Annotated in this window: 11 protein-coding genes; 7 read left to right on the top strand and 4 right to left on the bottom strand. The window is 68.9% G+C overall.

Features of this window, described 5'->3' with window-relative positions; genetic code table 11:
- Positions 1-34: 34 nt before the first annotated feature.
- Complete coding sequence (locus U4012_RS01040; protein ID WP_321795400.1) at positions 35-1408, bottom strand: MFS transporter; 1374 nt, start codon at positions 1406-1408, stop codon at positions 35-37.
- Positions 1409-1590: 182 nt separating this feature from the next.
- The gene (locus U4012_RS01035) at positions 1591-2550 is read right to left on the bottom strand and encodes an MBL fold metallo-hydrolase (RefSeq protein WP_044843030.1); all 960 of its coding nucleotides are present in this window, start codon (positions 2548-2550) and stop codon (positions 1591-1593) included.
- A gap of 177 nt (positions 2551-2727) precedes the next feature.
- Here U4012_RS01035 and U4012_RS01030 point away from each other — a divergent pair, with 177 nt between their 5' ends.
- Positions 2728-4380, top strand: coding sequence for an IclR family transcriptional regulator (locus U4012_RS01030; protein ID WP_321795397.1), 1653 nt, complete (start codon positions 2728-2730; stop codon positions 4378-4380).
- 846 nt (positions 4381-5226) lie between these two features.
- Here U4012_RS01030 and U4012_RS01025 read toward each other — a convergent pair.
- Complete coding sequence (locus U4012_RS01025; RefSeq protein ID WP_006755380.1) at positions 5227-5709, bottom strand: Lrp/AsnC family transcriptional regulator; 483 nt, start codon at positions 5707-5709, stop codon at positions 5227-5229.
- A gap of 283 nt (positions 5710-5992) precedes the next feature.
- Here U4012_RS01025 and U4012_RS01020 point away from each other — a divergent pair, with 283 nt between their 5' ends.
- Complete coding sequence (locus U4012_RS01020; RefSeq protein ID WP_321795395.1) at positions 5993-6640, top strand: LysE family translocator; 648 nt, start codon at positions 5993-5995, stop codon at positions 6638-6640.
- 91 nt (positions 6641-6731) lie between these two features.
- Positions 6732-7163 carry a YqaA family protein gene (locus tag U4012_RS01015; RefSeq protein ID WP_321795393.1) on the top strand — a complete coding sequence of 144 codons (432 nt, stop codon included), beginning with the start codon at positions 6732-6734 and terminating at the stop codon, positions 7161-7163.
- Between the two features lie 94 nt (positions 7164-7257).
- Here U4012_RS01015 and U4012_RS01010 read toward each other — a convergent pair whose 3' ends face one another.
- Complete coding sequence (locus U4012_RS01010) at positions 7258-8910, bottom strand: acyl-CoA synthetase (protein ID WP_321795391.1); 1653 nt, start codon at positions 8908-8910, stop codon at positions 7258-7260.
- 196 nt (positions 8911-9106) lie between these two features.
- On the opposite strand from U4012_RS01010, the gene U4012_RS01005 reads away from it, so the two are divergent.
- From U4012_RS01005 to U4012_RS00990, 4 genes are all read left to right on the top strand, one after another.
- Positions 9107-9883 carry a Crp/Fnr family transcriptional regulator gene (locus U4012_RS01005; RefSeq protein WP_321795389.1) on the top strand — a complete coding sequence of 259 codons (777 nt, stop codon included), beginning with the start codon at positions 9107-9109 and terminating at the stop codon, positions 9881-9883.
- A gap of 238 nt (positions 9884-10121) precedes the next feature.
- The gene (locus U4012_RS01000) at positions 10122-13295 is read left to right on the top strand and encodes an efflux RND transporter permease subunit (protein WP_321795387.1); all 3174 of its coding nucleotides are present in this window, start codon (positions 10122-10124) and stop codon (positions 13293-13295) included.
- A gap of 20 nt (positions 13296-13315) precedes the next feature.
- On the top strand, positions 13316-14548 hold the full coding sequence (locus U4012_RS00995; protein WP_321795385.1) for an efflux RND transporter periplasmic adaptor subunit: 1233 nt from the start codon (positions 13316-13318) through the stop codon (positions 14546-14548).
- 5 nt (positions 14549-14553) lie between these two features.
- Positions 14554-16059: an efflux transporter outer membrane subunit gene (locus U4012_RS00990; RefSeq protein WP_321795997.1), complete on the top strand. Its 1506-nt coding sequence runs from the start codon at positions 14554-14556 to the stop codon at positions 16057-16059.
- Positions 16060-16075 lie beyond the last annotated feature (16 nt).

Here is a 16075-nt window from a genome sequence, read left to right as displayed (position 1 = left end):
TCGCCGCCGCCCGCCGGCAGCGCCCGGCCGCGATTCAGGCGCGGCGTGCGGGTTCGCCCTTCACGCCGAGCATCAGCGCGGCGCCGCTCAGCGCGAGCAGCGCGGCCAGCAGGTACACGGCGAGATCCATGCTGCCGGTGCGCGTGCGGATCAGCCCGATCACCCACGGGCTGACGATGCCGCTCGTGATCCCGATGCTGCTGATCAGCGCGATCCCGGCCGCGGCCGCGTTGCCGGACAGGTAGCGGGTCGGCACGGCCCAGAAGATCGGCAACGCGGCGAAGATCAGCGTCGCCGCGATCGACAGGCACGCGAGCATCGCCGCGAAGCTGTGCAGGTGCAGCGTCAGCGCCGCGAGTGCCAGCCCGCCGCCGATCGTGCAGCACGCGAAGTGCTTGCGGCGCTCGCCGGTGCGGTCGGAATGGCGGGCGATCAGGATCAGCCCGACCGCGCCGACCGCGTTCGGCACGACCGTGTAGAGGCTCACCGACACGACGTCGGTCACGCCGAAATCGCGGATCATCAGCGGCATCCAGAAGTTGAGCGTCAGCGATGCGCAGGTCAGCGAGAAATAGATGAACGCGAACAGGTAGACGCGCGGGTTCGCGAGCGCGGCGACCAGGCTGCGTTTGTCGTGCGCACTGTGCGCGCCATGCGCACCGCCATCGCTGCACAGCGCGGCGACGCGCGCCTTTTCGTCGGACGTGAGCCACGCTGCGTCCTGCGGCCGGTCGACCAGGTACGTGAACGCGAAGCATGCGAGCACGATCGCCGGCGCGCCTTCGATCGCGAACATCCATTGCCAGCCGTGCAGCCCGAGCACGCCGCTCATGTCGCGCATGATCCAGCCCGACATCAGGCCGCCGAGCACGCCCGCCACCGCGACACCCGCGAAGAACACCGAGATCGCCGCCGCGCGGCGGTTCGCCGGGAACCAGTAGGTCAGGTACAGCACGATGCCCGGAAAGAAACCGGCCTCGAACACGCCGAGCAGGAAACGCAGCACGTAGAAATGCGACGGCTGCGACACGAACATCATCGCGGTCGACGCGATGCCCCACAGCAGCATGATCCGCGTGAACGTGCGGCGCGCGCCGAAGCGCGCGAGCAGCAGGTTGCTCGGCACCTCGCAGAACACGTAGCCGACGTAGAACACCGCGGCGCCGAGGCCGTACATCGCATCGCTGAAGCCGAGGTCGTGCTTCATCTGCAACTGCGCGAAGCCGATGTTGATGCGGTCGAGGAACGACACGACGTAGCAGAGGAACAGGAACGGCACGATCCGCCACGCGATCTTGCGGAACAGCAGCGCGTCGCCGGCAGCCGGTGCCGACGCGGATTCGTGGACGGAAGACGACGCGGCACTCGCGTGCGCGATCGTCGCTTCGGCGGGAAGCGATTGGGGCATGTCTCTCTCCAAACGGGCCGCGCGATTCGCGCGCGCAGCAGTCTCCGCGGGCGTGCATGCGCCCGGCTTTCTTGTGAGATCGGAAGTCGGCTCCCTGAACCGCCGCGCGATGCGGCCGCCGCTCAGGCGCCGTCAGGAAAACGGCGCGGCGCCCGCCCGGACGCCCCGCCGCGGTGACCCGCTCAGTCCTGCAGCGCGTCCCACATTTCCTTGTCGCGCTGCGCGGTCCAGATGCGCGGATGCGTGATGCCGCTCGCCTCGTCGTACGCGCGCGACACGTCGAACGGCAGACAGTGCTCGTAGATGAACACGTGGCCGAACTTCGGATCCATCGCTTCGCGCGTGAGCGCCATCGACGCCTTCAGGTCGAGCTTGCGCTCGACGGCCTTGCGGCCCTGCGCGAGCAGCGTCGTCACGAAGTCCTTCGTGTAGTCGAGGCCCTTGTTCACTTCGGCCGGATTCAGCAGCGCGGGGCCGCGGCCCGGCACGAGCTTTTCCGCGCCGAGCGCGCGCAGCGCCTCGAGCGTGGCCGGCCACTGTTCGAGCTGCGCGTCGCCGCAATAGCAGGCCGCGTCGTACTCGACCAGGTCGCCCGAGAACAGCACCTTCTGCGACGGCAGCCAGACGATCGTGTCGCCCTTCGTGTGGCCCGAGCCGACGTGCATGATCTTCACCTCGAGCTTGCCGAGGAACAGCGTGATCTCGCGCTCGAACACGAGCGTCGGCCAGGTCAGGCCCGGCACCGTCTCGACGCCCGCGAACAGCCGCGGGAACCGCTCGATCTCCGACTTCATGTCGGCCTCGCCGCGCTCGACGATCATTTCGTAGGTGCCGCGGCTCGCGATCACGTGCTGCGCGCCTTCGTCGAAATACGCGGACGCGCCGAGCACGCGCACCGCGTGGTAGTGCGACAGCACGACGTGCTTGATCGGCTTGTCGGTCACGCTGCGGATCTTCGCGATCAGGTCCTGCGCCATCGCGGGCGTCGCGGTCGTGTCGACGATCAGCACGCTGTCGTCGCCGATGATCACGCCCGAGTTCGGGTCGCCTTCGGCGGTGTATGCGTACGCGTTCTCGGACAGCTGCGTCCAGGTGACTTTCTTCTCTTCCAGATCGGCTTGGGAGGCGAATGCTTTGGCCATGTTGCGTTCCGTGGCTGCGAGCCATGTGTTGAGGGGAATGAGCGGATCATCTTCCCGCGCCGATTATTTGTCAATGACAAAGTCGCTTGCTATTGTCTAATACGGGTAAACCTGCGGGCTGGCGCGTCAAATGGCGTCGGATACCATGCGGGGTTTCGTCAACGGAAGAATCATCGCGTGCAGAACCACGAAGTCAGCGCAGACGACGCGCCGCCCAAGGCGCAGCGCGGGATCCAGAGCGTCGAGGTCGGCGGCCGGCTGCTCGACGCGCTCGCGCGCCGGCGCAAGCCGCTCGGGCTGTCGGAGCTGGCGGCCGCGGCCGACCTGTCGACCGCGCAGGCGCACACCTATCTCGTCAGCCTGACGCGGCTCGCGCTCGTGAAGCGCGACGCGCTCACCGGCAACTACGAGCCGGGACCGCTGTCGCTGCGGCTCGGGCTGATGTCGATCGAGCGACAGCCGGCCTATCGCGCGGCGCTGCCGCACGCGGCGCGGCTCGCGGAAGCGGTCGGCCTGAGCGTCGCGCTGTCGGTGCCGGGCGCGCTCGGGCCCACGATCGTGCGCATCGAGCACGGCGGCTATCCGCTGCACGTGAACCTGCACGTCGGATCCGTCATGTCGCTCGACACGACGGCGACCGGCCGGGTGTTCCGCGCGTTCGGCGACCCCGCCCAGCTCGACGCGATGGCGGCCAGCCAGGCCGGCGCCGGCGCCACGCTCGCCGGCGCGGAAGGCGACCAGCCCCCGTCCGACGCCCGCGCGTGGCAGGCCGAACTCGACGCGATCCGCGCGCGCGGGATCGAGCGCGGCGTGGATCGGCCGAGCCCCGGCGTCAGCGCGATGTGCGTGCCGGTGCTGGACGCGGACGGCCGCCTGCAACTCGCGTTGACGGTGATCGGTTCGAGCGGCTCGATCGACGTCGGCTGGGACGGCCCGATCGCGACGGCGCTGCGCGATGCGGCACGGCAAGCCACCGCGGCGCTCGACGCGGGACGCGACGCACCGCCGGTCGCGCCGGGCATGCCGCCGGCCACGCAGCGCATGCCGCCCGCGCTCGCCGACGACACGAAGGCGCAGCGCGGCATCAACGCGCTCGACAGCACGGGCGAACTGCTGCTCGCGCTCGTCTCGGCGGGCCGTGCGCTGCCGTTGCGCGATCTCGCGGCAGCTGCCGGCATGCCGGCCGCGAAGGCGTTTCCGCACCTCGTGAGCCTGCAGAAGATCGGCCTGCTGAGCCGCGACGACGCGGGCTGCTTCGGCGGCGGGCCGCTCGCGCAGGCGCTCGGCCTGATCGCGATGCAGCGCGTGTCGCCGACGCGCGATGCGGAAGCCGAAATCGTCGCGCTGGCGGCCGCGACCGACCTGAGCGTGGCCGCGGCGACGCTCGGGCCGCTCGGGCCGACCGTGATCCGTCTCGAGGAATCGGCGCGGCCGCAGCACGTGAGCCTTCAGGTCGGCACGGTGATGTCGCTCGTGAATACGGCGATCGGGCGGATGTTCGCGGCCGGCATGTCCGACGACGTGCTGGCCGGCCTGCTGGCCGACGAGCCGGTGCGCCTCGCAGGCCGCGCGACGCAGGTCGACGACGCGTTCCGCGCGCGGCTCGCGACGATCCGCGCGGACGAACTCGATTTCGCATTCGATGCGCCGGTGCCGGGCATCGGGACGATCGCCGCGCCCGTGTTCGATCACACCGGCAGCATCCGGCTCGTGATTGCGATCATCGGCTCGTCGCGCGGCTTCCCGCGCGGGCCGCACAGCGAACTCGCGCATACGCTGCTCGCCGCGGCGCGCCGCCTGTCGTGGCGCTTCGGGTGGATCGGCGGGTAATCGCCGCCGCGCTGCCGCGCCCGTTCTCGTCGCCCCGCTTTCCGTTTTCGCCCGTCAATGCGAGGCCGCGCTCGCCGCGGTCTCGGCACGCCTGTCCGCCACGCAGAAGGTGGTGTAGCTCATGTTGCGCGGCAGCAACATAAATTGTCAGTAATTCTCATATAACGAAATCGCATTTCACAAGACGGTGACGTTTCTTTATGATTAGGGTTATCCCTAACTCGCCACCTACATGGGGCTTCGTCATGCAAACGTCTAATGTCTCCGATCGTTCCACCCAATCCGCTGGCTGGCTCGCACGTGTCGGCGAGCTGCTTGCAGAAGCATGGGCACTGCACCTCGAGAACTGCGCAGTCATCGCTGAAGCGCACGCACGCCTGCCGCGCTAAGCGCGGCGACCGGCCGCCAGCCGGCCGCACGCCATCTCCATCCGTCTGATGCGCCTCGCCGGGACGCGCGCCGAAAGGCCGCCGCGTCCGGCATGGGGCGCCGGACGGAAGGCGCAAAAAGGGCGAATGCCGTCGATGGCATGGTGCTCACGCGCTGTGAGCACGGTCGCAGCGATGTCGATACGCGGATGCCGGTGCCGACGAACTTGTCGGCACGGTGTCGATCGGAGCTTCCCGGAATGTCCGGCCGCTGCGTAGCCGATGCATGCCCGCTGCGCACCATGCGCCGGGCCCGGCCGTCACGGAAGATTCATCCGTTTTCCCGCCGCGCGGGCATGGCCTGCCGGTATCCGGCTTCGGGCCGCGCGCAACGGTCGCGACAGCCCGATTCCCGCCCTTCTCCAGCACCGCCGCGAACCGCGTCGTCACGACGCCGCGCGACGCGTCGCCCCCGTCTTCACACCTGAATCGACGGCACATCTTTCATGCACCGCAGCGCGAACATCGAGCGGCTGTGGCGAATGCTCGAAATCCTGTACAGCTTCTCGCGCAGGAAGCGTTCGTAGCCGGCCGTGCCGTCCACCGCGACCTTGATCCAGTAGTCGTATTCGCCCGATACGAGGTAGGCCTCGAGCACTTCGGGCAGTGCCGCGAGTTCGGCGCCGAAACGCGCGAGCGCATCGTCCTCGTGGCGATCGAGCGTGACTTCGAGGATCACGATGTCCGCGTAGCCGAGCATGCGCTGGTTGACCAGCGCGACGTAGCCGTCGATGTAACCGTCGAGTTCGAGCTGCCGCGTGCGGTTCCAGCAGGCGGTGGTCGACATGCCGATCTGTTCGGCCAGTTCGGCGTTCGACAGGCGCGCATTTTTTTGCAGTGCACCGAGGATCTTGCGGTCCTGGTTGTCGAGGGTTTTCGGCGTGCGTTCGCGGGTAGCCATGACAGGAAGAATCTTCTACTGAAAATCCGCATTCTATCTGAACAGGCTTCCGGTTTCGGGTGCGTTTTGCTGGAAAACAGGAAGCCTTTTAACCGGCCCGCTTGATACATTTTCTCCATGCCTGGTGTCCGGCACGCTCCCCGCGACAACCCCTTCGCACCGGGACGCCTGGCCGCAATCACGAGTTGCGGCGCAGGACACGCAGGCATGCAACGTCCCGCCCCCCGCGCGCCTACCCGGTCGCACGGGCCGGCGCCTGATCCTCCGTTTCCGCACTCCCGTCATGTCGTTCAGGCTTTATCTGTCGTTCCTCGCTGCGTCCGCCGTCCTCATCTACGCCCCCGGCCCCGTCAACCTCCTCACGATGAACCAGGCATTGCGCGCCGGCTGGCGCCGCGCGCTGCCGTGCGTCTGGGGCGGCACGCTCGCCGTGATGCTGCAGCTCGCGCTGACCGCGCTGTGCCTGAATTCGCTGGTTCACCTCGACGAGCACGCGCTGACCGTGCTGCGCTGGGCCGGCGCCGCGTACCTCGTATGGCTCGGCTGCAAGCAATGGCTCGGCCGGGCGCAGGTCACCGCGCCCGCCGCGTCGACGGACGCCGGCAACACGGCACCCGACGACACCGCCACCGGACGCGCGCTGTTCTGGCGCGGCGTCGCCACCTCCGGCCTGAACCCGAAGACGCTGCTGTTCTTTCCGTCGTTCTTTCCGCAGTTCATCGTCCCGGATCCCGACTGGAGCCTGAACGCGCAATTCCTGCTGCTCGCGGCGAGCTTCGCGCTGCTGTTCGCCGGCGGCGTCGCGTCGATGGCGCTGTTCTCGCACCGGCTGAGCCGTGCGCTGCAGCGGCCGGCGCGGATGCGCGCGATGAATCGCGTGACGGGCGGGCTGCTGGTCGGGATGGGCGCGATCATGGTCGGCTGGAATTGAGCGGCCGCCTGCGCGCGTGACGTGGCGCGCTGCGGCGCGCGCCACCCCATGCCGGCCGACATGCGGCCGGTACGACCAGTACAATCGCGCGATGTCCGAACTGCTCACTTACGGCGGCCTGTTCGCCGTGTCGATGGTCGCCGCAACCCTGTTGCCGCTCCAGTCCGAAGCCGTGCTTGCCGGCCTGCTGCTCGCCGGGCGCGAACCCGTGTGGGCGCTGGTGCTGGTGGCGAGCGTCGGCAACGTCGCGGGCGCGGCGGTCAACTGGGCGCTCGGCCGCGGCATCGAGCACTTCCGCGACCGCCGCTGGTTTCCGGTGAAGCCGGCCGCGCTCGCGCGCGCCGAGGGCTGGTATCGGCGCTATGGCCGCTGGTCGCTGCTGCTGAGCTGGGCGCCGGTGATCGGCGACCCGCTGACGATGATCGCCGGCGTGCTGCGCGAGCCGCTGCCGACCTTCGTCGCGATCGTGACGATCGCGAAGGTCGGGCGGTATCTGGCGATCGCGTGGCTCGTCGTGCCTTGACGCCTTGACGCCTTGACGCCTTGGCGCCTTGGCGCCTTGACGCATTGGCGCATTCACGCATCAAGGCGTCCGCCCGCACGACGCCCCGTCGCCGTTACTTCTTGTCTCCCGCCAGGTCGATCGCCTTGTCCGATCCGACCGCGTTGCGCAGCTGGAATTTCTGGATCTTGCCGGTCGACGTCTTCGGCAGCTCGCCGAAGCGCACGACCTTCGGCACCTTGAAACCCGCGAGCAACTGCCGGCAGTGGGCGACGATCTCCGCCTCGGTCGCGCTCGCGCCTTCGCGCAGCTCGACGAACGCGCACGGCACCTCGCCCCACTTCGGGTCGGGCATCGCAACCACCGCCGCGACCGCGACGGCCGGATGCCGGTACAGCGCATCCTCGACCTCGATGCTCGAGATGTTCTCACCGCCCGAAATGATGATGTCCTTGCGGCGATCCTTGATGCGGATGTAGCCGTCCGGCGTCAGCACGCCGAGATCGCCCGTATGGAACCAGCCGCCGTGGAATGCTTCCTCCGTCGCGTGCGGGTTCTTCAGGTAGCCCTTCATGCAGATGTTGCCGCGGAACATGATTTCGCCGAGCGTCTCGCCGTCGGCCGGCACCGGCGCCATCGTGTCCGGATCGACCACCGTCGCGCCCGCTTCCAGGTGATAGCGCACGCCCTGCCGCGCATTGAGCCGCGCGCGCTCGTCGTCGGGCAGCTCGTCCCAGTGCGCCTGCTTCGCGCAGACGGTCGCCGGGCCATAGACCTCGGTCAATCCGTACACGTGCAGCAGGTCGAAGCCGATCTCCTTCATCTTCGCGATCACGGCCGGCGCGGGCGCGGCACCGGCGACCATCGCGTGCACCGTGTGATCGATGCCGGCGCGCAACTCGGCCGGCGCATTCGCGATCGCGCTCTGTACGATCGGCGCGCCGCAGTAATGCGTGATGCGTTCGCTGCGGATCAGGTCGAACACCGTCTTCGCGTCGAACTTGCGCAGGCACACGTTCACGCCCGCGCGCGCCGCGACGGCCCACGGGAAACACCAGCCGTTGCAGTGGAACATCGGCAGCGTCCACAGATACACCGCGTGCTTCGGCATGTCCCATTCGAGGAGGTTGCTGATCGCCGCGAGATACGCGCCGCGATGGTGATACACGACGCCCTTCGGGTCGCCCGTCGTGCCGGACGTGTAGTTCAGCGCGATCGCCTCCCACTCGTCGGCGGGCGGCGTCCATGCGTAGTCGGGGTCGCCGCCCGCGACGAACGCCTCGTAGTCGGTCGCGCCCGCGAAGCGCGCGGGGTCGGCCGGCATCGCATCGGCGACGCTGACGATCTTCAGGCCCGGCACTTCGAGCGCCGCGCGATGCGCGAGCTCCGCGTATTCGGTGTCGACGATCAGCACCTTCGCCTCGCCGTGACGCAGCATGAACAGCACCGATGAAATGTCGAGCCGCGTGTTGATCGTGTTGAGCACGGCGCCGGCCATCGGCACGCCGAAGTGCGCCTCGACCATCGCCGGGATGTTCGGCAGCAGCGCGGCCACCGTCTCGCCGCGCGCGACGCCGGCCCGCGCGAGCGCGCTCGCGAGCTGCTTCGCCCGCGTGTAGGTCTCGCCCCACGTGCGCCGCACGTCGCCGTGCACGATCGCGAGGCGCGCGCCGTAGACTTCGGCCGCACGGACCAGAAAGTCGATCGGCGTGAGCGGCACGTAGTTGGCATCGCGGCGGCCGAGTCCGGCCTCGAACATCTGCGTCATGATCCTGTCTCCCGTTTTCTGTCGACCGGCGCGTGCGTCGGCCTCGTATCCGGCAAGTGTGCATGCACCCCGACCGGTCTTGATGTGGTTCAATTGCCGCTAGCCTAACGGGCGCTATTGTGAGCCGTCTGTCATCGAAACGACAGAGTGCCTCACGAGCGCTGCGCGTTATCCCTATCCTCGCAAACCCGCAACCATGCACGACCACCTCGTTGCGCCGCCCGACGCGGCCGCCGCTGTCAGCCCGCCGGCCAGCCCGCCGGCCGACACGCCGCTCGAACCGGGCCCGTTGCCCGCCCTGTCCGTGCTGTTCGGCCAGTGCGCGTGGTTCCGCGCGCTGGCGCCGGAACACCAGGCGCTCGTGCTCGCGCAGTCGCGCGCCGAGCAGCGCGAGGCCGGCGACGTGATCGCGCAGCGGCTCGCACCGTCCGAATACTGGATCGGCGTGCATCGCGGGTTGCTGAAGCTCGCGATCTTCAACGCGTCGGGGCGCGGCTGCACGTTTTCCGGCGTGCCGTCGGGCGGCTGGTTCGGCGAAGGCAGCGTGATCAAGCGCGAGCTGCGCAAGTACGAAGTCGTCGCCGTCCAGCGCTCGATCGTGCTGTTCGTCCCGGTCGACACGTTCCATGCGTTGCTCGACACGAGCCTGCCGTTCACGCGCTTCGTGATCCACCAGTTGAACAACCGGATGGGCGAGTTCATTGCGTCGATCCAGAACAGCCGGCTGCTCGATGTCGACGCGCGCGTCGCACAGGCGCTCGCGCAGCTGTTCAACCCCGCGCTGTATCCGGACACCGGCCCGTCGCTCGCGATCTCGCAGGAGGAACTGGGAATGCTCGTCGGCGTGTCGCGGCAGCGGATCAACCAGGCGTTGCAGCAACTCGAGAAACTCGGCGTGCTGCGGCTCGCGTACAACCAGATCGAAGTCGTCGACCTGGCCGCGCTCGCGCGGGTCGGGATGGAACAGATCTGAGCGACGCCCGATGAACGGAAGCGTCGCTGCTGCGGCATGCGCGTGCGGTGCGGCGGCCTTTTTCGGGCATCGGCGTCCGTGCGCGTTTCATCCGATCAATCGACCTGAAGTCGCCTCAGTCGCCGCGCGCCGAACCTGACAAATCCGCCAGTTTCGTGTCAGTGACTCGTTCAGCCCCGACGCCTATCATTCGGGTTCCCCTCACCGCCGCCTGATCACCGCCTGTCCCGCCGCCTCCATGTGGATCGTCAATCTCGCGCTCAGGCGCCCCTACACGTTCATCGTGATGGCCATCATGATCGTGCTGGCCACCCCGCTCGCGCTGATGCGCACGCCTGTCGACGTCCTGCCGGCGGTCAACATTCCCGTCATCAGCGTGATCTGGAATTACACCGGCTTCTCCGCGAAGGAGATGACCAACCGCATCACGGCCGTCCATGAACGGATCCTGACGACGACCGTCAACAACATCCAGCACATCGAGTCGACGTCGCTGCCGGGCATCGCGGTCGTGAAGGTGTTCCTGCAGCCCGGCGCGAACGTGCAGACCGCGATCGCGCAGACGGTCTCGTCCGCGCAGGCGATCGTGCGGCAGATGCCGCAGGGCGCGACGCCGCCGCTCGTGATCACCTATTCGGCGTCGAGCATCCCGGTGATCCAGCTCGGGCTGTCGAGCAAGACGCTCAGCGAACAGTCGCTCGCCGACATCGCGCTCAACTTCCTGCGGCCGCAACTGATCACGATCCCGGGCGCGCAAATTCCGTTTCCGTACGGCGGCCGCACGCGCGTGGTCGCGATCGACCTCGATCCGCAGGCGCTGCTCGCGAAGGGCCTCACGCCCGCCGACATCGTCAACGCGGTCAACACCCAGAACCTCGTGCTGCCGACCGGCACCGCGAAGATGGGTCAGACCGAATACCGGATCGACACGAACGCGTCTGCCGACACGGTCGCGGACATCAACGGCCTGCCGGTCCAGACCGTCAACGGCGCGACGACCTACCTGCGCGAGGTCGCGTCGGTGCGCGACGGCTTCGCGCCGCAAACCAACGTCGTGCGGCAGAACGGCCAGCGCGGCGTGCTGATGTCGATCCTGAAGACCGGCGACGCGTCGACGCTGAAGGTCGTGTCGGACCTGAAGGCACTGCTGCCGAAGGTGATCCCGACGCTGCCCGAAGGACTCACGATCACGCCGCTGTTCGACCAGTCGGTGTTCGTCAACGCCGCCGTGCAGGGCGTGATCCACGAGGCGCTGATCGCCGCCGTGCTGACCGCGATGATGATCCTGCTGTTCCTCGGCAACTGGCGCAGCACGCTGATCATCGCGATCTCGATTCCGCTGTCGATCTTCACGTCGCTGATCGCACTCTCCGCGCTCGGCGAGACGATCAACATCATGACGCTCGGCGGGCTCGCGCTCGCGGTCGGGATCCTGGTCGACGACGCGACCGTCACGATCGAGAACATCGAGCGGCACCTGCATCTCGGTACGAATCTGCACGACGCGATCCTCGAAGGCGCGGGCGAGATCGCGGTGCCCGCGTTCGTGTCGACGCTGTGCATCTGCATCGTGTTCGTGCCGATGTTCTTCCTGACGGGCGTCGCGCGCTTCCTGTTCGTGCCGCTCGCCGAAGCCGTGGTGTTCGCGATGCTCGCGTCCTACGTGCTGTCGCGCACGCTCGTGCCGACGCTCGCGATGCTGCTGTTCCGCCCGCAGCAGGCCACCAGCGGCGCAGATCATTCGACGTCGCGTTTCGCGCGTATCCATCACGCGTTCAACGCCGCGTTCGAGCGGCTGCGCGCGTGGTACATCGTGCTGCTCAGCATGCTGCTGGTGCGCCGCCGCTTCTACGCGACGTGCTTCCTCGGCTTCTGCGTGCTGTCGACCGGCCTCGTGTTCGTGCTCGGCCGTGACTTCTTCCCGAACGCCGATTCCGGCAACCTGCGGCTGCACATGCGCGCGCCGACCGGCTACCGGATCGAGGAGACCGCGCGCCTTGCCGACCAGGTCGAGCGCGTGATCCGCGAAACCGTGCCGGCGGACGAGCTCGGCGCGATCGTCGACAACCTCGGGCTGCCGGTGAGCGGCATCAACCTGTCGTACAGCAACAGCGGCACGATCGGCACGCTCGACGGCGAACTGATGATCGCGCTGAAGCCGGGGCACCGCGCGACCGCGCACTACGTGCAGACGCTGCGCACGCTGCTGCCGCAGCGCTTCCCGGGCGTCGAATTCTTCTTCCAGCCGTCGGACATCATCACGCAGATCCTCAACTTCGGTCAGCCGGCCGCGATCGACGTGCAGGTGCTCGGCAACGATCTCGCGAGTAACATGGCTATCGCGAGCAGCCTGATGAAGAAGATCAGGCAAATCCCCGGCACCGTCGACGTGCACGTACTGCAGCGCAACGACGAACCGACCCTGGTGGCCGACATGGACCGTACGCGCATGCAGCAGCTCAGCCTCTCCGCGCAGAACGTCGCGCAGAACATGCTGATCTCGCTGTCCGGCAGTTCCCAGACGACCCCGTCGTTCTGGATCAATCCGCGCTCGGGCGTCCAGTACCCGCTGCAGATCCAGACCCCGCAATACAACATCGCGTCGATCGACGACCTGCTCGGCACGCCGATTTCCGCGAGCGGGCGCACCGGCATGCCGCTGCAATTGCTCGGCAACCTCGTGCAGATCCATCCCGTCGCGAACCCGGCGGTGATCACGCACTACAACATCCGCCCGGCGATCGACCTGTACGTGAGCGTCGAGGGCCGCGACCTCGGCTCGGTCGCGGGCGCGATCGACCGCATCGTGTCCGACGCGCGCGCGACGCTGCCGCGCGGCACCGACCTGACGGTGCGCGGCCAGGTCGAGACGATGCGCACGTCGTATCTCGGCCTCGGCGCGGGCGTCGCGATGGCGATCGTGCTCGTCTACCTGCTGATCGTCGTGAATTTCCAGTCGTGGCTCGATCCGCTGATCATCATCAGCGCGATGCCGGCCGCGCTCGCCGGCATCGCATGGATGCTGTTCATCACCGGCACGCACCTGAGCGTGCCCGCGCTGACGGGCGCGATCATGACGGTGGGCGTCGCGACCGCCAACAGCATCCTGGTCGTGTCGTTCGCGCGCCAGCGCCTCGCGGCCGGCGCGCCGCCGCTCACGGCCGCGCTGGAGGCCGGCGCGACGCGGATCCGCCCGGTGCTGATGACGGCGCTCGCGATGATCATCGGGATGGTGCCGATGGCGCTCGGTCTCGGCGAAGGCGCCGAGCAGAACGCGCCGCTCGGCCGCGCGGTGATCGGCGGCCTGCTGTTCGCCACCGTTTCGACGCTGCTGTTCGTGCCGCTCGTGTTCGGCGGCGTGCATGCGCGGCTGGCCCGCCGGCGCGCGCCCGGCCGGACACTGACTTTCTAGCCTATCGACCCGGTCAATTCATGGAAGAGAAACATCACAGCTCCGTCGGCATCCAGGTGGACGAACACGGCATGCACCTGCCGACGCGCACGTCGGTGTCGCGGCGCGGGCGGGTCGTCCTGGTCGTGATCGGCGTGCTGCTGGCCGCAGGCGCCGCGCGCACGATCGTCGTCAATGTGCTGAACCGGAATCAGCTCGACGCGGTGGCCGAGCAGAACACGCGCCAGTACGTGAACGTCGTGCATCCGGTCGATGCGGCCACCGGCGGCAAGCTGGCGCTGCCCGGCACGCTGCGCGGCTTCGTCGAAGCGCCGATCTACGCGCGTGCGAGCGGCTACGTGCTGCGCTGGCAGGCCGACATCGGCGCGCACGTGAAGCAGGGGCAGCTGCTCGCCGAACTCGACACGCCCGAGCTGAACCAGGAACTCGCGCAGGCCACCGCGCAGCGCCAGCAGGCGCAGGCCGCGCTCGCGCTCGCGAAGACGTCGTTCGACCGCGCGCAGCAGCTGCGCCAGCGCGATGCGGTGTCGCAGCAGGAACTCGACGACCGGCAAGGCGCGTTCAACCAGGGCACCGCGAACCTCGCGGCGGCCGATGCGAACATGCGCCGGCTCACCGAGCTGAAAGGCTTCCAGCGCATCGTCGCGCCGATCGACGGGATCGTCACGCAGCGCAACGTCGACGTCGGCGACCTCGTCAATTCCGGCAACGCGGGCCGTGCGCTGTTCACGGTCGTGCAGGCCGACCGGCTGCGCCTGTACGTGCAGGTGCCGCAGGCTTATGCGCAGCAGGTGAAGGTCGGCCAGCGCGTGAGCGTCGCGCAGGCAGAACTGCCCGGCCAGACCTTCGACGGCACCATCACGCGCACGTCCCAGGCGATCGACGTCGCGACGCGCTCGCTGCAGATCGAGATCACGCTGCCGAACCCGGACGGGCGGCTGCTGCCCGGCGCATACGTGCAGGCGACCCTGCCGATGACGCCGGTCGGCCGCCTGCAGATTCCGGCCAACACGCTGCTGTTCCGCGCCGAAGGGCCGACGGTCGCGACCGTCGACGCGAACGGCCAGGTGCGCCTGAAGGCGGTGACGATCGCGCGCACGATCGGGCAGACGCTCGAAGTCGACGGCCCGCTGACGCCGAACGACCGCCTCGTCGCGAACCCGAGCGATGCGCTCGCGAACGGCGACACCGTGATCGTGCAGGCGCCGCCGGTCGTGAAGCCGGCCTCCGCGGCCGCGGGAGCGCAGTCGTGAGCGCGCTGCGCGCCTGCCTGCCCCCCGCAGCGGTCGTGGCCGTCGTCGCAGCCGCGACGCTCACCGGCTGTACGGTCGGCCCCGACTACCGGCGCCCTGCCGTCGAGACGCCCGCCGCGTGGCGGCTCGACCCGGCCGATGCATACTGGCACCCGGCCGCGCCGGCCCGTGCGCCGCTCGACCCGGCGTGGTGGACCGCGTTCGGCGACGCGCAGCTCGACGCGCTCGAAACCGACGCGCTGCGCAACAACCAGAACCTGAAGGCCGTCGCCGCGCGCTACGACCAGGCGAAGGCGACGCTCGCATCGGTCGCGTCCGCGCAGTATCCGGCCGTCGGCCTGAACGCGAGCGGCCAGCGCTTCAAGATCTCCGCCGACCGGCCTCAGACCAACTACGCGACGAAGAGCATGTCGACCGTGCAGAACGACATCCAGGTCGCCGCGAGCGTCAGCTACGAACTCGACCTGTTCGGCCGCGTGCGGCGCAGCGTCGAATCCGCGCAGGCCAGCTCCGAGCAGGCGCGCGACGATTTCGCGAACGCGCGCCTGGTGCTGAGCGCCGATCTCGCATCGAGCTACTTCGCACTGCGCGAGCTCGACACCGAGATCGACGTCGTCAGGCGTTCGATCGATCTGCAGCAAAAGGCGCTCGACTACGTGAGCGCGCGCCACGACCTCGGCGCGGTGTCCGGCCTCGACCTGCTGCAGCAACGCGCGCAGCTCGACGCGACGCGCACGCAGGCGCAGTTGCTGATCCAGCAGCGCGCTCAGGTCGAGACGGCGATCGCGACGCTGGTCGGCACGCCGGCCCCCGCGTTTTCGCTGCCGCCGCGCGTGGCGCCGATCAACGCGCCCGCGCTGCCGACCGGGATGCCGAGCGACCTGCTGCAGCGCCGGCCCGACGTCGCATCGGCCGAGCGCGCGATGGCCGCGGCGAACGCGCAGATCGGCGTCGCGCGCGCCGCGTATTTCCCGCGCATCGCGCTGTCGCCGGACCTCGGCTGGGACGCGACGCGCTTCTCCGGCCTGTTCACCGTGCCGGCGCTGCTGTGGTCGATCGGCGCGTCGGTCAGCCAGCCGCTGTTCGAAGGCGGCAAGCTGAAGGCCGGCGTCGATTTCGCGCAGGCCGGCTACGTCGCCGCGCAGGCCAATTACCGGCAGACCGTGCTCACCGCGTTCCAGGAGGTGCAGAATGCGGTGACGGGCCTGTCGGTGCTGGCCGAAGCCGCGCAGCAGGCGTCGGCGGCCGTCGACGACGCGCGCAAGCTCGTGTCGCTCGCGCAAGACCGCTATGCGGGCGGCCTGACGCCGTTCATCGACGTGCTGACGGCCCAGCAGCAGTTGCTGACGAGCGAGCGCCAGGCCGTGCAGATCCAGGGCCAGCGCGCGGCGCTCGTCGTGTTTCTCGCGAAGGCGCTCGGCGGCGGCTGGGACGGCGCCGCGACGGGCGGCGCCGCGCCGACCGACGTCGCGGCGGCCGGCCCGCGCCCCGCCACGAGCGTCACCCCCTAACCCGGTTACGCGGACC

This window comes from Burkholderia sp. BCC1988 (genome assembly GCF_905339895.1).
In the GTDB taxonomy this organism is placed as follows: domain Bacteria; phylum Pseudomonadota; class Gammaproteobacteria; order Burkholderiales; family Burkholderiaceae; genus Burkholderia.
Note: the sequence above shows the minus strand (reverse complement) of the source record. Positions and strands in the feature narration are given on the sequence as shown.